Here is a 21,342-nt window from a genome sequence, read left to right on the forward strand (position 1 = left end):
AATTCTAATTCGATATTAATTATCATATAGAAGTGGTTATTTTGTCAAGAGAATAAACCAACTTTATATCAATTTAATTAATATTTATTCTCAATTAAGATTGTTAGGGAATTAAAAGGTGGTTTTCATATAATAGATTTTCAATGAGTATGTAATAGAGTAGTGCGTATGTTAGAGACATGGTGTAAGTATAAATTCGTAGGAAGGGAATATTTCTTAGAAGTTGTGGATTTAAAAAGGAAGTACTTATTTCTATTTTACAAAGAATTGTGCGATAAATAAAACAAAATGTACCGGAATCTTTGTGAACAATTATTGTCATCTCAAATATACTTAGGAAGTATATTTGAGATGATATAGAAGCATTGACTCGAGGGGCTAACAAGATATAATAAAACCTAGATATACATTTTAAGAAAGAAGAACATATAATATAGGATGAAAAATTTCACCCTATTATTTTTTATAGCCTTTAGAAAACGCTTACAATTAGTATGGAGGGGAAACCATGTCTAAGTTCACGAAGTATTTTTTAATGGAAGTCAGTGATGTGATTGTGTATGTGAAAGAGAAATTATCTAAGTTTGAGGATGCAAAGGGGTTACAGTGTAAAGAAATAGGCGATGGTAATTTAAATTATGTATTCCGTGTTTGGGATGAACAGAAGAATATTTCTGTCATTGTAAAGCAAGCTGGGGATACAGCGCGTATTTCAGATGAGTTTAAGTTGTCGACGAATCGTATTCGTATAGAATCAGATGTTTTGCAGTTAGAGGAGGAGTTAGCGCCTGGGCTTGTTCCAAAGGTGTATTTGTTTGATAGTGTGATGAATTGTTGCATAATGGAAGATTTATCGGACCACACAATATTACGTACAGCACTTATAAATCATCAAATGTTTCCAAAACTTGCGGATGATTTAACGACCTTTTTGGTAAATACACTCTTATTAACATCGGACGTTGTAATGAACCATAAAGAGAAGAAGGAACTTGTAAAGAATTATATAAATCCTGAGTTATGTGAGATTACAGAAGACCTCGTATACGCTGAGCCATTTACAAATCATAATAAGCGTAATGAGCTGTTTCTATTAAATGAGGGATGGATTAGAGAGCATATTTATAGTGATAAAGAGCTTCGTATGGAAGTAGCAAAACTTAAGTTTTCTTTTATGACGAATGCACAGGCGCTTATTCATGGTGATTTGCATACTGGTTCTGTTTTTGTGAAAAGTGATTCCACAAAGATTATCGATCCTGAGTTTGCTTTTTATGGACCGATGGGATACGACGTTGGAAATGTAATGGCGAATTTAATGTTTGCTTGGGTGAATGCAGATGCAACGATGCCGCCCGGTACTGAGAAAGATACGTATATGAGTTGGCTACAATTGACAATGGTAGAGGTAATTGATTTGTTTAAGAAGAAGTTTTTAAATGCTTGGGATATTCATGTGACCGAGATTATGGCGAAGGAAGAAGGCTTTAACCAATTATATTTACAATCTGTATTAGAGGATACAGCTGCAGTAACAGGTCTTGAGTTAATTCGTCGAATTGTTGGGCTAGCGAAAGTAAAAGATATGACTTGTATCGAGAATGAGGAAGCACGTGCTAGAGCAGAACGCATTTGTCTTCAAGTAGCGAAGAAGTTTATTTTACAGGCGAATCAATATAAAACAGGCACAAGCTTTGTAGAAACGTTAAAAGAACAGTCAATGAACTATGCGAAGTAAGGGGAGAAGATGATGGAAGAGCAATTAATACCAATTCAGTGGAAAGAAGATGCTTTAGTTTTATTAGATCAAACATTATTACCGAATGAAGTTGTCTATGAATCTTTCAAAACAGCTGAAAGTGTGTGGGATGCCATTCAAATAATGAAAGTAAGAGGAGCGCCAGCGATTGGTGTTTCAGCAGCGTATGGTGTGTATTTAGGCGCTAAGGAAGTTACTCAAAGTACGGTGGAAGACTTTATAGCGGAAGTCAAAAAGGTGTGTGCATATTTGGCAACATCAAGGCCGACAGCAGTAAATTTATTTTGGGCACTTGAAAGAATGGAAGCGGTCGCGGAAGAGAACTCACATTTATCAATCGCTCAGTTGAAAGATAGATTACTAGAAGAGGCAAAAGAGATTCATAGAGAAGATGAAGAGATTAACCGTCAAATCGGGGAGCATGCATTAACGTTATTCCATGATGGAATGGGAGTATTAACACATTGTAATGCTGGTGCGTTAGCGACGACTAAGTATGGTACTGCGACAGCTCCAATGTACTTAGCGAAAGAAAAAGGATGGGACTTAAAAATCTTTTCGGATGAAACACGTCCTAGATTACAAGGTTCAACGTTAACAGCGTTAGAACTACAGCGAGCGGGGATTGATGTTACTGTCATTACGGATAATATGGCAGCTATGGTTATGTCACAAGGAAAAATCGACGCTGTAATCGTTGGATGTGACCGCGTGGCAGCAAACGGTGATGTAGCAAATAAAATTGGGACATTAGGCGTATCTATTTTGGCGAAATACTACAACATTCCGTTTTATGTAGCCGCGCCAACACCGACAATCGACTTAAAAACACCGACAGGAAAAGAAATTCCGATCGAGGAAAGAGATGCTTCTGAAGTGATTAATCGCTTCGGACAATATTCTGCTCCGAAAGAAAGTAAAGTATATAATCCAGCATTTGATGTCACACCATATGAAAATGTAACAGCGATTATTACGGAAAAAGGGATTGTAAAAGCACCGTTTACGGAGAACTTAAAAAAGCTATTTTAATAAGTAGATAGATACAAAGTCAGTCATCATAAGCTTCATACTTAGGGGGATGTATATGTTATTACAAAAAGAAAGAGAAGAAATTGTAGCGTACGGAAAGAAAATGATTTCTAGCGGTTTAACAAAGGGGACAGGCGGTAATATTAGTATTTTCAACCGCGAGCAAGGTCTTGTTGCCATGAGTCCAAGTGGTTTAGAGTATTATGAAACAAAACCTGAAGATGTAGTTATATTAAACTTAGATGGTGAAGTGGTAGAAGGAGAGAGAAAACCATCAAGTGAACTAGATATGCATCTTATTTATTATCGAAATCGTGAAGACATAAATGCGCTTGTGCATACACATTCACCTTATGCGAAGACGATTGCATCATTAGGGTGGGAGCTTCCTGCTGTATCATATTTAATTGCTTTCGCAGGCCCGAATGTTCGCTGTGCACCGTATGAAACATTTGGTACGAAGCAATTAGCAGAGGCTGCTTTCGAAGGAATGATTGATCGCCGTGCTGTTTTACTTGCGAACCACGGTTTAATTGCAGGTGCAAATAACATAAAAATGGCATTTACTGTTGCGGAAGAAATTGAGTTTTGTGCGCAAATTTATTATCAAACAAAAAGCGTCGGAGAGCCGAAGCTATTGCCAGAAGATGAGATGGAGAATTTGGCAAAGAAGTTTGAAGGGTATGGGCAGCAGTAAAGTTAATTATTGATTAAAAAATAGCCGTGAAAGAAAGTATATTCACGGCTATTTTAGATTTTAAATTACTTAGATATGTTTTTTAGCTGAGCATCCAATTTCCAGAAACCAATTCCAGAGAATAAGGCTGCTAATGAACCAATAATTGCAGCAATACCAATATCTCCGAACATCATGCCGCCCATTAATATACCGAAAATGCCAATTAAGATAAGAATAATAGCGATAGCTTTCATTTTTTTTACCTCCTGTTGTTTTTATTGTGCAGCAATATCTATAGTGCTTCCTAATAAAATTATACTTTGTGTAGTACCACCGCTCACATTATCAAAAGCATTTGTAGAAAGAGGTAATCCGACTGCTGTTACATAAGAGTCTTTAAATATATCTTTTAAATTACCTGAAAATATAAGTTGGAAGCTTTCATAATCGTCAGTTAATATGTGAACATAGGTAAATGTTTCGTTATTGAAAGGATCTTCTTTAATTTCTACTACGGTTCCATTAATAGGTATTAATTTTTCCAAGTAAGGTGTTATATTCTTATCTAAATGTTTATAACTGATTGAATGATCAATTAAGCCCTTAGTTGCATTTACATCGGCATCTGTTTTTGCTGGAAATAAATTTGAATGCCCATTAATAAATGTACTGCTAGTTTTATTTAGAGAAGAATGTTGCCCAGGTAAAGATGATAGGTATTGTTTATATGTATCTACTTGGGGATTTTTGGTGTTTGTTGTATTGGTTTTGACACTATCTTTAGAGTCTTCAGAAGCTTTAGCTGGTGTATCGCCAGAGTTTGACGAATTATTTGACCCTAAGGCAACAGTAATGAAGAGTATTCCAAAACACAGTCCCGTATACTTTAACCACCGTTTAGTATGATTGTTCTTTTTAATCAGTGAGATTATAACCATGATTAAGCATACAATAATACCAATTAAAGATGTTAAACCTAAAAAAGCCTCCATATAAGGGTATTCCTCCTTTAATATAATAAAAGTACTATATAATAATATATTATTAAAAGGATTTTTTCTACCATTTAAATACAAAAATATCCTTTATATGTTTTTTCTTGCTGGATATATTAAAGGGGATATTCAGCAAGAATGAGTTATATCAATTATTGAAGTATATGACGATTATAATCTTGATGGATAGTGTGATTCTTATATATAACAAGAGACATTGTTTATTTATTTTTGTAGAGCTCATCGATATGTATAAGAACGAGCGAGTAATAACTGTAACATTGTAAATAAACGTAAAAAACACCCTCAAGAAAAAATCTTGAGGGTGTTTCTTACACTTTCTTAAGCAACAAATACATAAAGTAAGGAGCACCAATTAAAGCAACGACAATACCTGCTGGAATGCCATTAGGTTCAACGATATTTCGTCCAATTGTATCTGCTAATAGCAATAGCCATCCGCCAATTAAAACGGCGATAGGCATGAAGATTTGATGTCTTGGACCTACTAAAGATTTCGCGATATGAGGAGCCATTAGACCAATAAAGCTAATTCCTCCTGTTACGGAAACAGCCGCAGCTGCAAGCGCAACAGCTGCAACTAATAAGTATCGGCGTTCTTTTTCAATTTCAATTCCAACGCCAATTGCGACTGGTTCGTTTAATGCTAGAATGTTTAATCGATTCGCTTTATAGAAAACGAACGGAATTAATACGATTAACCATGGGAGCATTGCTAAAACGAAGACCCAGTCATCTCCCCAAATGTTTCCGGCAATCCACTTAGCGATAAAGTCTACTTTCATACGATCAGCGGATGAAATAAGGACAATCATCATTCCAGATAGTGCAAATGAAAAACCGATACCGGTTAATGTTAATCGCACCGGCTGAAGTCCAGTTGATTTACTATAAGAAAATACGTAAATTAGAACAGCTGTCAGAAATGCTCCGACAAATCCAACGACAGGTAGTAAGTAAAGAAATGAACCTACATCTATTGGAAAGTATAAAAAGAAAATAGCGACAGCAACACCGGCCCCAGAGTTGATACCGAGAATACCAGGTTCAGCTAAATCATTTCGAGTAATTCCTTGAAAGATAGCCCCTGATAAAGCGAGAGCCATACCAGCTAATAATGTAATAACAATTCTAGGTAGTCTTAAAGAGTATAAAACAAACTCCTCTTTAAAAGTCCCTTGTCCCATTAATGTTGGGAGTAGTCGATCATAAGATAAAGATGCTGCACCAAGTCCCATTCCAACTACAATGGTGGTGATGGTCAGTATTAGTAAAGCGAGTATAATAAGACGTTGTTTTCTTAGAATAGATTGCATCATGAGAATGTTTTTCCTCCTTTACGTACAACGAATAGGAAGAATGGTAGCCCTACAATTGCGACAATAGCGGCAACTGGTGTTTCGTATGGAGCGTTAATAGTACGTCCAATTGTATCTGCAAGTAGCATAAAGGAAGCTCCAGCAATTGCTGACATCGGTATAACAAATCGGTAATCTGGACCGACAATTGGGCGTACCATGTGAGGTACCATTAAGCCGATAAATGCCATATTTCCGACAAGTGCTACAGACGCACCAGCAAGTAAGATAATAATGATAAATAGAATGGTTTTAATAATAATAATTTTTTGACCTAGTCCAATAGCAACTTCTTCACTGAAACTAAGAACTGTCAATTTTTTTGCTAGTAAGATAGCGATAAAGATACTAATTGAAATGACTGGAATAATAATTTTCAATTGGCCCCAAGTTGTTCCAATTACGCCGCCAGCAGTCCAAAGTGATACCTCTTGTGAAATTTTAAAGTAAATGCCGACACCTTCTGAAATTGCAAGAAGAAATGCTGAAACGGCAGCACCAGCTAATACAATTCGAAGAGGGGACAGGCCACCTTTTTTCACCATACCAATGCCAAATACCATAATTGCACCAATTGCAGCACCAATAAAGCAAGCGAATGTTAAGTAAAGATAGCTGATGGAAGGGTTGAAGGCCAGCGTTAACGCAAGTGCCGCATTTGCTCCACCAGATAATCCTAATAATCCAGGATCCGCAAGTGGATTTCGTGTTAATCCTTGCATAATTGCTCCAGAAACAGCAAGTCCAGCTCCTACAAAAATAGCAGCTACTTCACGTGGTAAACGAATTTCGCGAATAATAGATAGTTTGTCCCCTTTAGCGGAAGAAGTGAGTGCTAACCATACATCTTTTATTGAAGTATCCGCAGCTCCTAATACCATTGCCACCATAAAAATAAGAAAGAATGCAATTATGCTCAAAATTAGTTTGTACGTAAAAGCTATAGAACGTGGATTGTCGTGATCTTTTGTCATTCGTTTCACATCTTTTCTGTTCATAGAATAAAGGAAGAGGAATTCTTAATTTAAGAATTCCTCATGTTTGTATTATTTGCCAAGAAAGCTCTTCTTGAAGAAGTCTAGTTGGAAATCTAATGTAAGTGGATCATTGAAATAGAATTCCATCATGTTTGCTTCGTATACGCGATTATTTTTTACTGCTGGGATGTTTTTATATGATTCTGTCTCTTGGAATGAGTTATCAGTATCTTTGTTTTTACTTACGATTAAGTAATCACCAGCAAATTCAGGTAATACTTCAGTAGATAATGCGTAGTAACCTTCTTTTAATGCTTTTTCTTTTACTTTTTCAGGCATTTTTAATTTCATTTCTTGGTACAGAATTTCTGTTCCACGGCCCCAGTTTTCGCCGTATACATAAAGCTGTTTGTTGAAGTTTTCTACAACAGAAACTGTTGCATCTTCACCGATTTTTGCTTTAATTTCTTTACCAGCGTCTTGTGCACGTTTCTTGAAGTCATCAACCCAAGTTTTTGCTTCTTTTTCTTTGTTTAATAACTTACCGATTTCTAAATGCTGTGTTAAGTAATCAACTTTTCCGTAAGTGTATGTTACAGTAGGAGCGATTTTCTTTAACTTATCAACATTTTTAATATTTGATAATCCAATGATTAAATCTGGATTTAGTTCAGCGATTTTTTCAACATTTTCATCTGATACTTCAGCAACATCTTTAAGTTTGCTATCAAAACGTGGGTTTTGTTTAGACCATGAATCTACCCCAACAAGATTTACTCCTAATGACATTACGTTACCAGCGAACGATGATAAAACAACAACGCGTTTTGGATTTGCAGGAACTTCTACTTTACCATTTTCAGATTGGTATGTAATTGTTTCTGATTTACTACCTTTTGCATCGTTCTTTTTGTCTGTAGAGCCATTGCTACAAGCACTCATAACAAGAACGAAAAGAACTGTTAGTGAAATAAATAACTTTTTCATCGTCTTTCTCCTTTAACATAGATGATATGTGTATACAATAATTTGTTTAACTGCGATCTTTTTGAATGAGTAGTGGTAATACAAAATGTTTATTAAAAATCTTGAATGTGAGATTTTATAATATAGTAGTAACCATATTAATGAAAGAAGATGTAATCTCAAATTTGCTAATTATTAACAAATTGATAATGATTATCACTATTGATTCTTTAAATAATATAATTTTATATAGGTGTATTGTCAATAGTAATTTTGATTGTAAATTTTGCGGAAACAGGTTATATTTTATTGAGAATGATAATCAATGATTAGTAGCTGAGGAGTGAGCACGAATGAATCGAGAAGAATTGTTTGATGTAACTGTGATAGGCGGAGGACCTGCAGGGCTTTATTCAGCTTTTTATAGTGGACTCAGAGAGATGAAAACGAAAATAATAGAATTTCAGCCACAGTTAGGTGGAAAAATACATGTTTATCCAGAGAAGATGATTTGGGATGTAGGGGGACTATTGCCGGTTACAGGTGATAAATTAATTGAACAACTTGTACAACAAGGACTAACATTTAAGCCAGAAGTGGTGTTAGATACAAAAGTAGAATCGATTATTCGCAATGAAGATGGTACTTTTACATTAAAAACAAGCACTGGAGAAGAACATTTTTCAAAAACAGTTATTGTTGCAACTGGAAGTGGTATATTGAAACCACAAAAGTTATCAATTGAAGGTGCTGAGCGATTTGAAGTATCGAATTTAAATTATACAGTGAAATCTTTAAAGCGTTTCAAAGGTAAGACGGTCATTATTTCCGGCGGAGGAAATTCAGCTGTTGATTGGGCAAATGAATTAGAACCAATTGCGAAAAAAGTGTATGTAACATATAGAAAAGAAGAATTATCTGGTCATGAAGCACAAGTAAAACAACTGCTGAACAGCTCAGCGGAGTGTTTCTTTAATACATCGATTACAAAACTCATTGCTGGTGATAATCATGAAGCCATTGAATATGTAGAATTAACGAATCATGAGACTGGTGAAGTATCTCATTTGTCTATTGATGAAGTTATTATTAACCACGGATATGAACGTGACATTACATTATTAGAAAATAGTGAGTTAGATGTTGCTATTATAGATAATTATTATATTGCAGGTAATGCGAATAGTGAGTCTTCCGTAGATGGATTATATGCTGCGGGAGATATTTTAAAGCATGAAGGGAAATTACACTTAATTGCGGGAGCATTCCAAGATGCTGGAAATGCTGTAAATAAAGCAAAACAGTTTATTCAACCAGATGCAAGCGAGTATGGAATGGTTTCTTCGCATAATGAAGTATTTAAGAAGAGAAATCGTGAATTGATCAAGCAGATGATGAAATAATAGTAAATAAAACAGAGTGATCTTCTTAGGTCTCTCTGTTTTATTTGTATAGATGAATATCATTCGATTATTTCTAAATTCAATGCTTTTAATTCAATATTTTGGATATGTATTACTACGTTCTTTAGTTGGTTCTATGTCCTGTATTATTGCATTACAAATTTTTTGTTTGAATTATATAAGTTAAACAATGAAGGAGTGTAAGGTTATATGTTTAATAAAAAAAGTATGAAAGGGAATTTTGATAGTGAAAAATTTGAAAAAGAAAATAAAAAATATCAAAATCGTGCCAGCGCATACTTAGAAGATGAAAGTAAGATGCAAAATTTACTAAAAAAGGGGATGAAAATATCTCAAAAAAATCAAGGGGCTTTAACGGATGTTTGGGACAATCTTCAAGTGTTATTTGAAATGATGAATTGTTGGAGAAAAGGGGAGTATCGTGAAATACCAAAGAAAGCGCTTCTTGCTATTATAGGTGCAATTTTATATTTCGTATCACCAATAGATCTAATACCAGATGTTATTTTGGGATTAGGGTTAGTAGATGATGTAGCGGTAATTAGTTTGGCTATTAAGCAAGTCAGCGATGAAATTGAGAAATTTAAAGAGTGGAAAAATGAATTAGATAACAAGGGTAATACTGGTGATTTCGAGTGAAATGTTTGAAAACCCCCATTTACTTCTCTATTCGAGTGACGAGAGAGGTAAATGGGGGTTTTCCTGTTTACTATATTTTCAATCATTATAATGACACCGGTTTCATCAGTTCATGTAATATGAACATTTTATTTGTAAATTTGCCTAGAAAACAATGAGTCTATGTTTTGCTGACGCAGAACAGTATTACTTTATGCTGTCCCTTTAGCTCGTTCGTTAGGAAATGGCATATTTAATATAGAAGCAATGTACTGTTTTCCATGCATTCGAGCTAATGATTCTAATATTTGACGGACGCGTTTTGTAAGATGTCCTTGTGCCTGTATAGCTTCACAATATGCGTCATAAAAAGCGTATTTAGCCCAAAGGAAATCATCTTGTTGGAATAAAAAATGATTTTTGTACCATTCCCCAATTGTATGGTAACAATTGTTTTCGTGTATTGATACGCTTTGAGAAAGAATGCGATCAGATAAAGATGTTGTTAAATGAGAAATAGTGTTTTCTGTTTCAATTTGTAATGTTTTTTCTAACATTGTAATGATGTGACGAGTAGCCATATGTTAACTCTCCTTTGTGTAAATGGGTAATACCATTCTATATTTAAAAAATCCTTACTATATTATTATACAATATATGGAATGCATCCACCTTCTTTTTAAATTGCATTTACAAAATCTTTTTTATTTGTTTACAAAAATAAAGTAAGATACAGTATATAGGAAAAAATAATAAAGGAATGAACGCGTTGTATATAACAATAGAAGAAGCTGCGGAGTATTTGAATTTACCAAAGTCGTATATTGAAGAGCTAATTCAGCAAAAGAAAGTTCGTGCGCTATTTGATGGAGAACAATATTTATTAAATAAAGAACAATTCAATACACATTTAGAACAAATGGAGAAATATAAGCAATTAGTGGAAGAAATATTAAACGAACCAATTCCAGAAGATATGGATGTTAAAGACGAAGATTAAACGATGGGAAATCCCGTATGAAGATATGCAGAAATGTATCTTCATACGGGATTTTTTTATTTAAAGATATCAAAAGCCTAAGGATATCTTAGTATTTCTTCGAATGTTGATAGGTAGTAGTCTACCATGTTAAAAGCATATTTTTTTCTAGCTAGGACAAACATAGAGAACGTAACCTGTACAGATACATATACTATCAGTGCAAAAGCTTATAAATTAATGGAAGGGGTTTTCTCGTGAGTTTATTTCATTGGGATTTTTTGAAAGACTTAATTGGATCTTTTGTGAGAGTAAACAGAGGTGGTCCAGAATCTCAAAAAGGAACAATAATATCAGTATGTCCGGACTACTTCGTATTGCAGAATGAAAAAGGTGAGCTGTATTACTATCAACTTAGCCATCTGAAAAGTATTACAAAAAATGCGAAAGACTGTGGATCAAGTGAGTGCGAGTGGGAAGATTGCGCATGTGCGGAAGACTTTGAAGCACTACTTCAAAGCTTCAAATATTGCTGGGTGAAAATTAATCGCGGTGGTCCAGAGAAAGTGGAAGGCATTTTACAAGATGTTTCTTGTGATTTCGTGACATTAATCGTAAAAGAGGAAATTATATTAATTGCAATAAAGCATATTAAAAGTGTTAACTATAACGCATTAGCATGCGGAGAGAGCAATGAGAGCGACGATAGTAGCAGTAAGGAAAGTAGTAGCAATAATTCAGGTCGCGCTCGTGCACAAAGACAATCAAGTAGAGGAAGATAATAAGAAAGGGGGATACGAAATTGGAGAATGTATTATGCTGTGACCAAATTAAATGTTTAGTTGGTGAGACTGTAAAAGTAAACCTTCGCGGACCAGAAAGTCGAGTGGGTGAGCTCGTATCGTTAGGAAAAGATTATTTAACGCTACAATTACCTCATGGTGAATTAGTATATTATCATTTGAAACATGTGAAGAGCCTAGTTAAGAAAGTGAAAGAAAGTAAATGTGGCGATTGCTATAGTTCATGTTTCTGCTCTGATGAGGATACGTTTTTAGATATATTAAAAGACTTGAAGTATAAGTGGGTAAAAATTAATCGTGGCGGTCCAGAATGTGTGGAAGGTTTATTAAGTGAGGTACACCATGGCTGTATTACACTAGTAAACTGCGATGAAGTTATTTATGTAATTAACTCTCATATTAAGAGTGTGAGTCAAGTAGTTAAATGTAAAAAGAATGAAGATGAATAATGTTTAATAAATAAGAGGGGCATTATGAGGGAAAGAGAAGAACAATTTCTTATTTCGATAGTATGAAAAGGAATTACTTACTATTAAAACAGAACTTTGCCCTGATTATTTTTTTGAAAATGGAAGACTGGAAAGAAGAAATTCATAGAAAGGAGGATATAGATGAATGAGTTAAACAAAAGTATTGGAGAAAATATATATGTTAAATTAATCGGTGAAAAAAGATTTAAAGGTGTATTAATAGACGTAGGAAATGATATCGTTGTTCTTTACAATGGACAAGACTACGTATATATATCTTTATACCATGTCCAATATTATAAAATTTTAAGACCATATGATGAAGAAATATCAAAACCAGATGTTGATTCTGTAATTAAGAGGGAATCACCTTCTATCTCTTTGAGAAAAGTATTAAGTACTTCTAAAGGGATTTTTACTGAAATTTATGTAGCAGGAAATGCTCCAATACATGGTTATGTTACAAGTATAATGAACGATTATATCGTTTTTTATAGTCCAGTTTATAAAACAGTATATATATCTTTAAAGCATTTGAAATGGTTAATTCCATATAAAGAAAATCAAGTGCCTTATGCCCTCAATAAAAATGAACTCCCCGTAAATCCATTAAATATTACGTTAGCTCGAACTTTTGAAGAACAACTTATTAAAATGTCTGGCAAAATCATGGTGTTCGATTTAGGTGAGGAATCTAATAAAATCGGAAAGATGGTAAAGATTGATGAAGGGCATATTGAAATATTAAAAGCGCGTGATGCGAAAATGTATGTAAATATTCAACATGTAAAATCTGTCCACTGTCCGTAAGCTAGTTGAAAGGGCTGGCTTTTTCTTTTATATGCAGAAGAAAAGGTCGAGCCTATTTGTTTAGCTTTATTTGAATATGAGGGGGAAAAATGAATTGAGTATAAATATGTTAGCTTTATCTATGAATGGTGAATCTTGTGCAACATTATAAAAATATGTACGAGCCATTTTTTCATATATTCGATTTATTTTTTGGAGGGAGAACTGTTCAACTAATATATTAAAGGGGTTTTGTTTGTGGAGCAGTTTCCAAATTCGTTATCGATTACATTACTTGGTAGTGCTGGTGGAGCAGCAAAAGCAGTTTTAGCAATTTTAAATCAAGCGATAGTAAATGAAAAAGACCCAATTTATGAATCGATAAAGAATGTTACATTTCATTTGGTTGATATAAAACAAAAAGATAGGACTTATTATGATGAGTTGTTTCCAAATTTAAAAGAGCAATTGTTTTTATCTGAAATAGACCTCCAAGATGTAGTGACATTTAAACAGCATTTAAAAGAAAGTGGTACGAGCGTTGTTATTGATGTTTCAGGGGCAGATACAATCAGAGTATTAAGCTGTTGTAATGAACTTGGAATTTGTTATATTAATTCAGCTTTGGAAAATGAGGCAGTAGATCAGGACGATAGTTTAATTGGCTTTCAGCTTACGGAAAGATACACGCGATTTGAGAAGGAAAAAGAGAAGTTTACAAATACAAAAGCAATTATAGGCTCAGGTATGAACCCAGGTGTTGTTCAATGGATGGTTGTTGAACTTATGAAGGAACGTCCAAATGAAAAGCCAAAAGCATGCTATATAGTAGAACATGATACGTCGTTTTTAAATGATACAGCACTTATAAAGCCTCATACACTTTATGCTTCATGGGCAGTAGAGAGATTTCTAGATGAAGCGATATGGAGTTATCCGATGTATATGAGTCATCATCGTCCTCTATATTTTTATGAAGATGTATATGCTTCAGAGTATAAAGTAAAGTTGGGAGAGAAAGAGTTTTATGGTTGTTTAATGCCACATGAAGAAGTTTTAATTTTAGGGAAAAACTTTAACATGGAAGTTGGGTTTCTTTACCGAATTAACGAGTATACAACAAATATAATTAGACAGAATTTAGATAAGGTAGAAGATCTATGGAACTGGAATCGTAAAGTATTTAATCCAGCCGAAGAAAAGATTGCGGGCGAGGATCTAGTCGGTGTATTACTCGTTTATGAAAATAGCGAGACATATATGTATAACGTGATGAATAGCAGTCAAGTTTTTCAAAAATATAAAACGAATGCGACTTACTTCCAAGTAGGATGTGGAATTTATGCGGGGGTGTGTAGTTTACTGTTTGATAAATTTAAACTAGGTGCCTATTATGTAGAGGAATTATTATTAAATACAGAAAGTAAGTACGGAGAATATTTGAATTTATATATGAAGGATTTTGTAGTGGGGGAAAATGATTTTACGGATGGATTGCTACATGATCGGGTAAGATGGATATAAGTTGTGACGAAAAGGAAGGGGGAATCTCCTTCCTTTTCGCGTTATAAGGTTACATATTGCTCTGAAAGTAAGATAATATGTAGAGTTTTTGTGTCGATCATGAGGAGTATTTATATGAACAAAGTTATAAGCTTACTTTATGAGGAAAGAGAAGCTTTAAAAGTATTTAAAAAAATTAACGGATTTGTTAGGGAAACTAAAGCCAACAAATTATGAATGGTGTAATATAGGAGCAATCTTTTTATATGTTGTACAGCTAATGGAAAGTTATGCAGCGCAATATAGAGTGAGATTTCATTTGCAAGTGGATGGGGATCTACCTGTTATAAACGGTGATGATTAACAAGCAAAACAAGTGTTATTAAATATTATTAAAAACGGAATAGAATCAATGCCAAAATGTGGGGATATTCATATCCGTTCATATCAAAAAACGGAAGGGCATTTGTGTATGTCTGTTGAAGACCAAGGATTTGGTATAGAGAAGGAGAAGCTAGAGAAGGCTTTTTATACAACAAAGGAGAATGGAACGGGACTTGGATGAATAATTACATATAAAATTATTAAGGAACATCAAGGAAGTATCGCGATTCAAAGTAGCGTGGGAATAGGAACGAAAGTGGCAATGTCTTTACCGACAGTATAATGTGCTAGAAGAAAAAATTTTTCAGAAAAGTGTTCTTGTTGTGTAAATATAAACATTTTATAAAATGTTTCAAGAAGGGTTTTTTTTATAAAATACTTCGTTTATAATGGAGGAAAATATCGACATGAGATTTGTTATTCATGTAACGGTTCGGTAGTGTTAGGAAAAGAAGGGGTGCACGCGCATCCTTTTTTCTATGCAGATATTATAAAAGAGGTGGTATGATGGAATTAACATTAAATTCGACTGTATGCTTGCACACGATTCAATTTCGAAAAGAGCAAAAGAATTATATTGTAAAAGATACAATTACAGGAGAAAAATATGAAATGCCGCCACTTTGGATTGATGCATTGGCAATGATGCGTGACGGTTTTTTATTGGGGGAAATTGAAGAGAAATTAAAAGAAGAGTATCCAGACGAAGAAATAAATATGTTAGCATTTACGAGGCAACTGTTAGAGCTAGAGCTTGTCGGAATGGTAGATGGGGAAGAAATAGCTTGTACAAAGAAGAAAGAGAAAGATTATTTAGCTTGGTTACGTCCTCGTGTTGAGCAATTCTTTCTTAGTTTAAATAAAAAAAATAAAAGCAAAGGTCAATGATGATCTTTGCTTTTTTGTATAGTTTGTTTAAAAAATTACAGCGAATGCCCTTGCAAAAGCACCGTCGCTATCTTTAATTTTTAAAGGTGCTGCTGAGAAAAAGAAACGTTTCGTGTGAATGGCATCTAAGTTTGTTAAGTTTTCAATTAAATAAATATTATTCCCAAGTAGTATGTGATGAATTGGTGATGTTTCTGTCGTTACCTCATCAGGAGAAATGAAATCTAGGCCGACCGATTTTACTTTTAATTGAACTAATTCCTCGGCTAATTCTTCAGAAAGATAAAAAGCTTCTTGCTCATACGCCTCTGTATTCCATTTAGTAGATAGATTGGAATGGAAAATAACAATATCTCCTTCTTTTATGTCAGCATTGTGCAGTACTTCTTTAGGTAGTTTTCGTTCTTGTACATGAGTGACATCAATAAGAACCGCTTCGCCTACAAATTGATCTAGGGGTAATTGATCAATAGTCGTTGCGCCTGAAATGAAATGAGCAGGAGCATCACAATGCGTGCCAACATGAACGACAGAATGAAAATCTGTAACTTGATAGCCTGTCTCTTCGACGCTTGTAATGGCTCCTAAATTGATTTTTGGTGTTCCTGGGAATTGAGACATATTGTTTTCAAATGTTTGTGATAGGTCAATTACTTTCACTTTAAATACCTCCAATATATGTTTTTAAATAGAAAAACCCACCTTTCGTAATCAAGAAAGATGGGTTTTGCACACAATAGTTACGTTTTATCTTTCAAAATGCAATGCATTTTGCAGGAATTAGCACCTATTCAGTTTGTATAAACTGAGGTTGCTGGGCTTCAAAGGGCCGATCCCTCTGCCTCTCTTGATAAAGATATATCGAGTTTTTAAATTCTGAATATTTATTATATTTAAATTGTAATTCATTTCCTTTTTTTGTGCAATACAAAATAGGTATTCACCCAAATAAAGCTACTCGCATATTGTAGCTTATGTAAATAGAATGCTGCGAAGGAGTGAGTGCAGTGACAGGGAATGTATTGAATTATTACGCGGGTGGAAATACAGCTAGAGGATTTCATAATTTATACGAAGAGAATTTAAAAGGGCTAAACAGGTTATTTATTTTAAAGGGTGGTCCTGGAACCGGGAAATCTTCTTTAATCAAGGCAATAGGTCGTGAGTGGGTTGAAAAAGGATATGATATTGAATTTTTACACTGTTCTTCTGATAATAAATCGGTTGATGGTGTAATTATCACGAAGTTAAAAGTAGGAATTGTTGATGGAACATCACCGCATGTTATTGAGCCGAAAATGCCAGGAGTTGTTGAGGAGTATATCAACTTAGGGGTTGCTTGGGACTCAGATAAATTAAGAAAGCAGAAGGTGGAAATTGAACGATTTGTTTCAGAAGCAAGCAAAGCTTTTCAAACTGCGTACGCTTGTTTTCACGAGGCGCTAATTATACATGATGAGTGGGAGAAAATATATATTAGTAACATTGATTTTAATAAAGCCAATGAATTAACCGATCAGCTGATTCAGAAGTTATTTACAGATAAAGGCGGGAAACAATCGCTTGTAAAACATCGTTTTTTAGGGGCAGCTACACCGAAAGGAGCAGTGGATTTCGTTCCTAATTTAACAGAAGGATTAGCACATCGTTATTTTATAAAAGGACGTCCAGGCTCTGGGAAATCAACAATGCTCAAAAAATTAGCTAAGGCAGCAGAAGAAAAAGGCTTTGAAGTTGAAGTATATCATTGTGGATTTGATCCAAATAGTCTTGATATGGTTATCGTCAGAGAATTAGGATTTGCAATTTTTGATAGTACCGCACCACATGAATATTTTCCGAGCCGTGAAGGTGATGAAATTATAGATATGTATGCACTGATTGTGACACCAGGGACAGATGAGAAGTATGCGACAGAAATTCGCGACGTGTCGATTCAATATAAAGCAAAAATGAATGAGGCGATGTCTTTCTTAGCGAAAGCGAAATCAGTTCGTGATAAATTAGAACGAATATATATTGCTGCTATGGATTTTTCAAAAGTAGATGCATATAAAGAGGAGATTCAAAAAGAGTTTGAACGAATTGCGGTTAGTGTAACGGAAAAGAACAAGTAAAAAATAAGGGATTTTGGTAGGCTGTCGGGAATTTTCTGACAGCTATTTTAGTATGTAGTAAACTTAGTTGTATATTTGTCGAATTTCCAAGGAAATAATCAAAAAATGGAGAGGGTATGAAATGAGAGAAAAAATTAGGTTGGAGTTAAAAAGAATTGAAAAAGAGAATGAAGTGAAAATTTTATTTGCAGTGGAATCAGGGAGTCGTGCTTGGGGATTTCCATCGAAAGATAGTGATTATGATGTTAGATTCGTTTATATGCATCCAGTAGAGTGGTATTTATCAATTCATGATAAACGAGATGTAATTGAGTATCCGATTAGTGATGATTTAGATATAAGTGGATGGGATATTAAAAAGGCGCTACAACTATTTTCAAAATCAAACCCAGCTTTACTCGAATGGATTCACTCACCGATTTTTTATTCGAAAAACACCCATTTTCCAGAACAGCTTCAGCAAATGAGTGATAAGCATTTTGATCCAAAAGCAACAATATATCATTACTTACATATGGCTTCGAAAAATTATCGTGAATTTTTACAAGGTGAGAATGTAAAATTGAAAAAGTACTTTTATGTATTGCGTCCTATTTTAGCTTGTAAGTGGTTAGAGGAGAAAACAACGTTGCCTCCTGTAGAATTCGATCGATTGATTACAGAATTATCATTAGAATGTAGCGTATTAGATGAAATTGAACAGTTATTAATAAAGAAAAAGGCAGGTACTGAATTAGATATTGGGTTAAAAATTGAGGTTTTGAATCAATTTTTAGAAGAACAAATTCATTACTATGAGCAATATGTAAAAGGAATTGAAAAGAGATCTGGGATCGATATTGAGAGTTTAAATATATTGTTTCGAGATATGTTGTTTGCAGTATATGAAAAAGAGCACAAGTGAGTTTGTGCTCTTTTTTATTTTGTCGGAATAAAAAAACAGATATAGCTGCGATAAGACCTGCAAAGGAGGATAAGCAAAAACCCTTCGCTAAGTCATATTGTATTGTCTACTCGAGATCAACTCGTTTTAACGGTTGATCTGCTGGACCTTCCATAACATCGCCCTCAATTGAAAAGCGGGAACCGTGGCAAGGACAGTCCCAAGTACAATCACCATTATTCCATTCAACTTCGCAGCCGAGATGTGTACAAGTTGTATCGACAATATGTAATTTTCCATCTTTGTCCTTATAAGCACCTGCTCGTTTCCCGTTAACATGTACGACAGATCCTTCACCAACTTCGAGATCTTCTGGTTTACGTAATGCTGTTTCGATCTTTCCTTCAATTAAATGTTTCGCAACATCAATGTTCTGGGAGAGGAATGTTTTTATATCTGGATCTGCATGGAAGCGTGATGGTGCATACAGTTCTTTATATGGACTGTGTACTTTTAGAATAGAATCCTTTAGTAAATGAGCGGCCGCAGTTCCAGTTGTCATTCCCCATTTGCGATATCCAGTTGCAACAAATATATTTGGATTCCTTTCGTTAATATGTCCGATATAAGGAAGCTTGTCTAGCGTGATTAAATCTTGTGCTGACCATCTATAGGGAACTTCATCTACTCCAAATGTTGCTTCCGCAAAAGAATACAGTGCTTCGTAATGAAGCATCGTATTTATTCCTTGTCCGGTCTTATGACTTTCTCCGCCAATTAAAATTAATTTTTCCCCATTGTTTGTTGTATAGCGTAAGGAACGTTTTGGATCATCAATACTTAAATACATGCCACCTGGATAATCCGTTTTTGCTTTAATTGCTAGAGCATAAGAGCGTTCAGCATACATTCGCGTAAAGAAAAAGCTATTTGCATCATAAAAAGGGAAATGTGAACAAGAGACAACATATTCACAAGTGATGCGATGGCCTTCCTTTGTAATGACTTGTGGAGAATCTCCTTTTTCTACATCAATAGCTGTTGTTTGTTCATAAATTTTTCCGCCCATTTCCACAAACTTTTCTAAAAGTGTTTTCAAATAAAGGATGGGATGGAATTGCGCTTGGTTTTTCATGATAAGTGCAGATTGTACGGGAATCGGAATCGATAGAGATTGAACATAGTCACAAGGTATATTTAATTTTTGATAGGCTTCATATTCTTTTGATAAATTTCTTAATCCATTATCAGTAGTTGTATATAAATATGAATCTTCATTTGAGAAATTACAGTCGATTTTATATGTTTGCACAGTTTCATTAATAAATTGTAGAGCATGATTATTTGATTCATAGTAAAGTCCGGCCTTTTCCATACCGAAATGATTTATTAATTCATCATAAATCAGATCGTGTTGTGCTGTTATCTTTGCTGTTGTATGACCAGTCGTCCCGTTTAAAATAAGACCAGAATCAATTAATACAACATAGATGCCTTCTTTTGCAAGTAAATAGGCAGTAGTAATCCCTGTAATACCAGCACCGATAATAGCAACTTTTGTCTTTATGCTTTCAGATAAAGGGGGAAAAGCAGGGAGTTGAGTAGATTCAATCCAATAAGATGATGGGAATTGTCGAAATGTATCGCTTGTCATTAAGGAAACCTCCTGATTTAGAACAATTTTCCTTTTAATATTTCCATATGAGATGAAATTCATGTGTGCTGTTTTAGAGGAAGGCTATTTTTATTTAAAAGAAAGATAAAATTATCTTAATATAATTATTAGGTTTTGTCGGTATGAAGAGGTAGGAGTTGTGTAAAGCTAGATTTAGATGAGTGTATTTATTGTTTACACAGAGAGTTCTTGAATAAGGTAGAGTCTATAGCATGGCAAAGTACGTATATGCATAATGAATGAAACCTTATAAAATATATGTTTTTTCTTTATTGAAATAAAGTATAATTATAAAAGTATAACCAACTTTTATTACTAGGTCATAAAAGTTATTGACAATGTAGAAATTCTATTGATATGATTCATCATGTGGAAAGGTTGATAGAGAGTAAAAAGAGAAATGTTTTTCATTGATAATAAAAGCGAAAAAATAAGTGACGATAGAGTGAGTATATTTTCCTTATACTAGATGCTTTTTTAATCACCTAGTAAAATCAATCTGGAAGCAAGAAGTATATATGTAAGTTGCGCAAGGCGCGGCATAAGAAAGGGGCAAAAGGATGAAGGAGCTTCATACGTTTGGGTGGTATGCAGCACGTGTATCACCACATTTGCCGAAAAAAGCATTTAAACCAGTTCCTACTCGTTTATTTGGCGGACTGGCTTATTTACTTGTGGCATTGGCGGGATTAATATCGATTGGTGTATTTGAATTGAATGTGTGGGCGAATCTAGGAATTGCGATTGTTCTTGGATTATGTTTTGCTTCACTTGGGTTTTTAGGGCATGAAATTTTACATGGAACTGTTGTGAGAAAGGCATGGCTTCGTGATTTCTTAGGAGCGATTGCGTTTATGCCATTATCGACAGGACCTAAACTTTGGAGAAAGTGGCATAATGCAACGCATCACGTTCATACACAACATGAAGAGAATGATCCAGATGCATGGCCTACACTTGAGAAGCTTAAAAAGAGTAAGTTTTTGAGCTGGGTATATCGTATGCCGTCTTCATGCTACGTT

General features: G+C 34.4%; 22 protein-coding genes, 1 pseudogene and 1 riboswitch. Of the genes and pseudogenes, 15 read left to right on the forward strand and 8 right to left on the reverse strand.

All coding sequences use genetic code 11. The features are described from left to right. Window positions 1-508: 508 nt before the first annotated feature. From mtnK to KI369_RS10360, 3 genes are read left to right on the forward strand one after another with little or no spacing between them, the layout of a single operon-like run. On the forward strand, window positions 509-1,738 hold the full coding sequence (mtnK, locus tag KI369_RS10350) for an S-methyl-5-thioribose kinase (protein ID WP_212955886.1): 1,230 nt from the start codon (window positions 509-511) through the stop codon (window positions 1,736-1,738). A gap of 12 nt (window positions 1,739-1,750) precedes the next feature. Next, window positions 1,751-2,791: an S-methyl-5-thioribose-1-phosphate isomerase gene (gene mtnA, locus KI369_RS10355; RefSeq protein WP_212955887.1), complete on the forward strand. Its 1,041-nt coding sequence runs from the start codon at window positions 1,751-1,753 to the stop codon at window positions 2,789-2,791. A gap of 55 nt (window positions 2,792-2,846) precedes the next feature. Continuing rightward, window positions 2,847-3,488, forward strand: a complete 642-nt coding sequence (locus KI369_RS10360) for an L-fuculose-phosphate aldolase (protein WP_212955888.1) — start codon at window positions 2,847-2,849, stop codon at window positions 3,486-3,488. 65 nt (window positions 3,489-3,553) lie between these two features. On the opposite strand, the gene KI369_RS10365 is transcribed toward KI369_RS10360, so the two are convergent. From KI369_RS10365 to KI369_RS10385, 5 genes are all read right to left on the reverse strand, one after another. Continuing rightward, window positions 3,554-3,724 (reverse strand): hypothetical protein, encoded by a 171-nt coding sequence (locus KI369_RS10365; RefSeq protein WP_165761968.1) that lies wholly within the window; start codon window positions 3,722-3,724, stop codon window positions 3,554-3,556. A gap of 21 nt (window positions 3,725-3,745) precedes the next feature. Next, window positions 3,746-4,462 carry a hypothetical protein gene (locus KI369_RS10370; protein WP_212955889.1) on the reverse strand — a complete coding sequence of 239 codons (717 nt, stop codon included), beginning with the start codon at window positions 4,460-4,462 and terminating at the stop codon, window positions 3,746-3,748. Between the two features lie 335 nt (window positions 4,463-4,797). Continuing rightward, complete coding sequence (locus tag KI369_RS10375; protein WP_212955890.1) at window positions 4,798-5,805, reverse strand: FecCD family ABC transporter permease; 1,008 nt, start codon at window positions 5,803-5,805, stop codon at window positions 4,798-4,800. Further along, window positions 5,802-6,842: a FecCD family ABC transporter permease gene (locus tag KI369_RS10380; protein WP_212955891.1), complete on the reverse strand. Its 1,041-nt coding sequence runs from the start codon at window positions 6,840-6,842 to the stop codon at window positions 5,802-5,804. Before KI369_RS10380 ends, KI369_RS10375 begins: the two co-directional genes overlap by 4 nt. Window positions 6,843-6,890: 48 nt before the next feature. Continuing rightward, window positions 6,891-7,808 (reverse strand): iron-hydroxamate ABC transporter substrate-binding protein, encoded by a 918-nt coding sequence (locus tag KI369_RS10385; RefSeq protein WP_000732577.1) that lies wholly within the window; start codon window positions 7,806-7,808, stop codon window positions 6,891-6,893. 332 nt (window positions 7,809-8,140) lie between these two features. On the opposite strand from KI369_RS10385, the gene KI369_RS10390 reads away from it, so the two are divergent. Both KI369_RS10390 and KI369_RS10395 read left to right on the forward strand, forming a co-directional pair. Then, entirely contained in the window at window positions 8,141-9,190 is a 1,050-nt protein-coding gene (locus KI369_RS10390; protein WP_212955892.1) for an NAD(P)/FAD-dependent oxidoreductase, read from the forward strand. 210 nt (window positions 9,191-9,400) lie between these two features. Next, on the forward strand, window positions 9,401-9,850 hold the full coding sequence (locus KI369_RS10395; RefSeq protein WP_212955893.1) for a YkvA family protein: 450 nt from the start codon (window positions 9,401-9,403) through the stop codon (window positions 9,848-9,850). A 191-nt stretch (window positions 9,851-10,041) separates the two neighbouring features. Here the strand turns inward: KI369_RS10395 and KI369_RS10400 are convergent, their stop codons facing one another. Further along, complete coding sequence (locus KI369_RS10400) at window positions 10,042-10,410, reverse strand: hypothetical protein (protein ID WP_212955894.1); 369 nt, start codon at window positions 10,408-10,410, stop codon at window positions 10,042-10,044. A 179-nt stretch (window positions 10,411-10,589) separates the two neighbouring features. Between KI369_RS10400 and KI369_RS10405 the strand changes: the two genes are divergently transcribed. The 7 genes and pseudogenes from KI369_RS10405 to KI369_RS10440 all read left to right on the forward strand — a co-directional run bounded on the left by KI369_RS10405 (window position 10,590) and on the right by KI369_RS10440 (window position 15,645). Further along, window positions 10,590-10,829 carry a helix-turn-helix domain-containing protein gene (locus KI369_RS10405; RefSeq protein ID WP_002037874.1) on the forward strand — a complete coding sequence of 80 codons (240 nt, stop codon included), beginning with the start codon at window positions 10,590-10,592 and terminating at the stop codon, window positions 10,827-10,829. Between the two features lie 236 nt (window positions 10,830-11,065). Further along, window positions 11,066-11,590, forward strand: a complete 525-nt coding sequence (locus tag KI369_RS10410) for a spore coat protein (RefSeq protein ID WP_212955895.1) — start codon at window positions 11,066-11,068, stop codon at window positions 11,588-11,590. Window positions 11,591-11,610: 20 nt separating this feature from the next. Continuing rightward, complete coding sequence (locus KI369_RS10415) at window positions 11,611-12,060, forward strand: spore coat protein (RefSeq protein ID WP_212955896.1); 450 nt, start codon at window positions 11,611-11,613, stop codon at window positions 12,058-12,060. A gap of 162 nt (window positions 12,061-12,222) precedes the next feature. Further along, window positions 12,223-12,891 (forward strand): YwrJ family protein, encoded by a 669-nt coding sequence (locus KI369_RS10420; protein WP_212955897.1) that lies wholly within the window; start codon window positions 12,223-12,225, stop codon window positions 12,889-12,891. Between the two features lie 237 nt (window positions 12,892-13,128). Then, window positions 13,129-14,394 carry an S-adenosylmethionine decarboxylase related protein gene (locus tag KI369_RS10425; protein WP_212955898.1) on the forward strand — a complete coding sequence of 422 codons (1,266 nt, stop codon included), beginning with the start codon at window positions 13,129-13,131 and terminating at the stop codon, window positions 14,392-14,394. Window positions 14,395-14,578: 184 nt separating this feature from the next. Beyond that, window positions 14,579-15,040, forward strand: a pseudogene (locus tag KI369_RS10435) (ATP-binding protein); the annotation flags it as partial. A 224-nt stretch (window positions 15,041-15,264) separates the two neighbouring features. Further along, window positions 15,265-15,645, forward strand: a complete 381-nt coding sequence (locus KI369_RS10440; RefSeq protein WP_212955900.1) for a hypothetical protein — start codon at window positions 15,265-15,267, stop codon at window positions 15,643-15,645. 27 nt (window positions 15,646-15,672) lie between these two features. Here KI369_RS10440 and KI369_RS10445 read toward each other — a convergent pair whose 3' ends face one another. Continuing rightward, window positions 15,673-16,305, reverse strand: a complete 633-nt coding sequence (locus KI369_RS10445) for a cyclase family protein (protein ID WP_000862971.1) — start codon at window positions 16,303-16,305, stop codon at window positions 15,673-15,675. 84 nt (window positions 16,306-16,389) lie between these two features. Next, a riboswitch (SAM riboswitch) is annotated at window positions 16,390-16,502 on the reverse strand. A gap of 150 nt (window positions 16,503-16,652) precedes the next feature. On the opposite strand from KI369_RS10445, the gene KI369_RS10450 reads away from it, so the two are divergent. After that, the gene (locus tag KI369_RS10450) at window positions 16,653-17,762 is read left to right on the forward strand and encodes a PRK06851 family protein (protein ID WP_212955901.1); all 1,110 of its coding nucleotides are present in this window, start codon (window positions 16,653-16,655) and stop codon (window positions 17,760-17,762) included. A 121-nt stretch (window positions 17,763-17,883) separates the two neighbouring features. Further along, window positions 17,884-18,666 carry a nucleotidyltransferase domain-containing protein gene (locus KI369_RS10455; RefSeq protein WP_212955902.1) on the forward strand — a complete coding sequence of 261 codons (783 nt, stop codon included), beginning with the start codon at window positions 17,884-17,886 and terminating at the stop codon, window positions 18,664-18,666. Between the two features lie 106 nt (window positions 18,667-18,772). Here the strand turns inward: KI369_RS10455 and KI369_RS10460 are convergent, their stop codons facing one another. Next, entirely contained in the window at window positions 18,773-20,299 is a 1,527-nt protein-coding gene (locus KI369_RS10460; RefSeq protein ID WP_212955903.1) for an FAD-dependent oxidoreductase, read from the reverse strand. Window positions 20,300-20,880: 581 nt separating this feature from the next. Between KI369_RS10460 and KI369_RS10465 the strand changes: the two genes are divergently transcribed. Then, window positions 20,881-21,342 (forward strand): fatty acid desaturase family protein (locus KI369_RS10465; RefSeq protein WP_212955904.1); only part of this gene is annotated, 462 nt, incomplete at its 3' end.

Source organism: Bacillus sanguinis, from assembly GCF_018332475.1.
Taxonomy (GTDB): Bacteria; Bacillota; Bacilli; order Bacillales; family Bacillaceae_G; genus Bacillus_A; species Bacillus_A sanguinis.

Coding starts and splice junctions, on each gene's coding strand:
- mtnK (WP_212955886.1), top strand. CDS start 509: ATGTCTAAGTTCACGAAGTATTTTTTAATGGAAGTCAGTGATGTGATT.
- mtnA (WP_212955887.1), top strand. CDS start 1,751: ATGGAAGAGCAATTAATACCAATTCAGTGGAAAGAAGATGCTTTAGTT.
- KI369_RS10360 (WP_212955888.1), top strand. CDS start 2,847: ATGTTATTACAAAAAGAAAGAGAAGAAATTGTAGCGTACGGAAAGAAA.
- KI369_RS10365 (WP_165761968.1), bottom strand. CDS start 3,724: ATGAAAGCTATCGCTATTATTCTTATCTTAATTGGCATTTTCGGTATA.
- KI369_RS10370 (WP_212955889.1), bottom strand. CDS start 4,462: ATGGAGGCTTTTTTAGGTTTAACATCTTTAATTGGTATTATTGTATGC.
- KI369_RS10375 (WP_212955890.1), bottom strand. CDS start 5,805: ATGATGCAATCTATTCTAAGAAAACAACGTCTTATTATACTCGCTTTA.
- KI369_RS10380 (WP_212955891.1), bottom strand. CDS start 6,842: ATGAACAGAAAAGATGTGAAACGAATGACAAAAGATCACGACAATCCA.
- KI369_RS10385 (WP_000732577.1), bottom strand. CDS start 7,808: ATGAAAAAGTTATTTATTTCACTAACAGTTCTTTTCGTTCTTGTTATG.
- KI369_RS10390 (WP_212955892.1), top strand. CDS start 8,141: ATGAATCGAGAAGAATTGTTTGATGTAACTGTGATAGGCGGAGGACCT.
- KI369_RS10395 (WP_212955893.1), top strand. CDS start 9,401: ATGTTTAATAAAAAAAGTATGAAAGGGAATTTTGATAGTGAAAAATTT.
- KI369_RS10400 (WP_212955894.1), bottom strand. CDS start 10,410: ATGGCTACTCGTCACATCATTACAATGTTAGAAAAAACATTACAAATT.
- KI369_RS10405 (WP_002037874.1), top strand. CDS start 10,590: ATGAACGCGTTGTATATAACAATAGAAGAAGCTGCGGAGTATTTGAAT.
- KI369_RS10420 (WP_212955897.1), top strand. CDS start 12,223: ATGAATGAGTTAAACAAAAGTATTGGAGAAAATATATATGTTAAATTA.
- KI369_RS10440 (WP_212955900.1), top strand. CDS start 15,265: ATGGAATTAACATTAAATTCGACTGTATGCTTGCACACGATTCAATTT.
- KI369_RS10455 (WP_212955902.1), top strand. CDS start 17,884: ATGAGAGAAAAAATTAGGTTGGAGTTAAAAAGAATTGAAAAAGAGAAT.
- KI369_RS10460 (WP_212955903.1), bottom strand. CDS start 20,299: ATGACAAGCGATACATTTCGACAATTCCCATCATCTTATTGGATTGAA.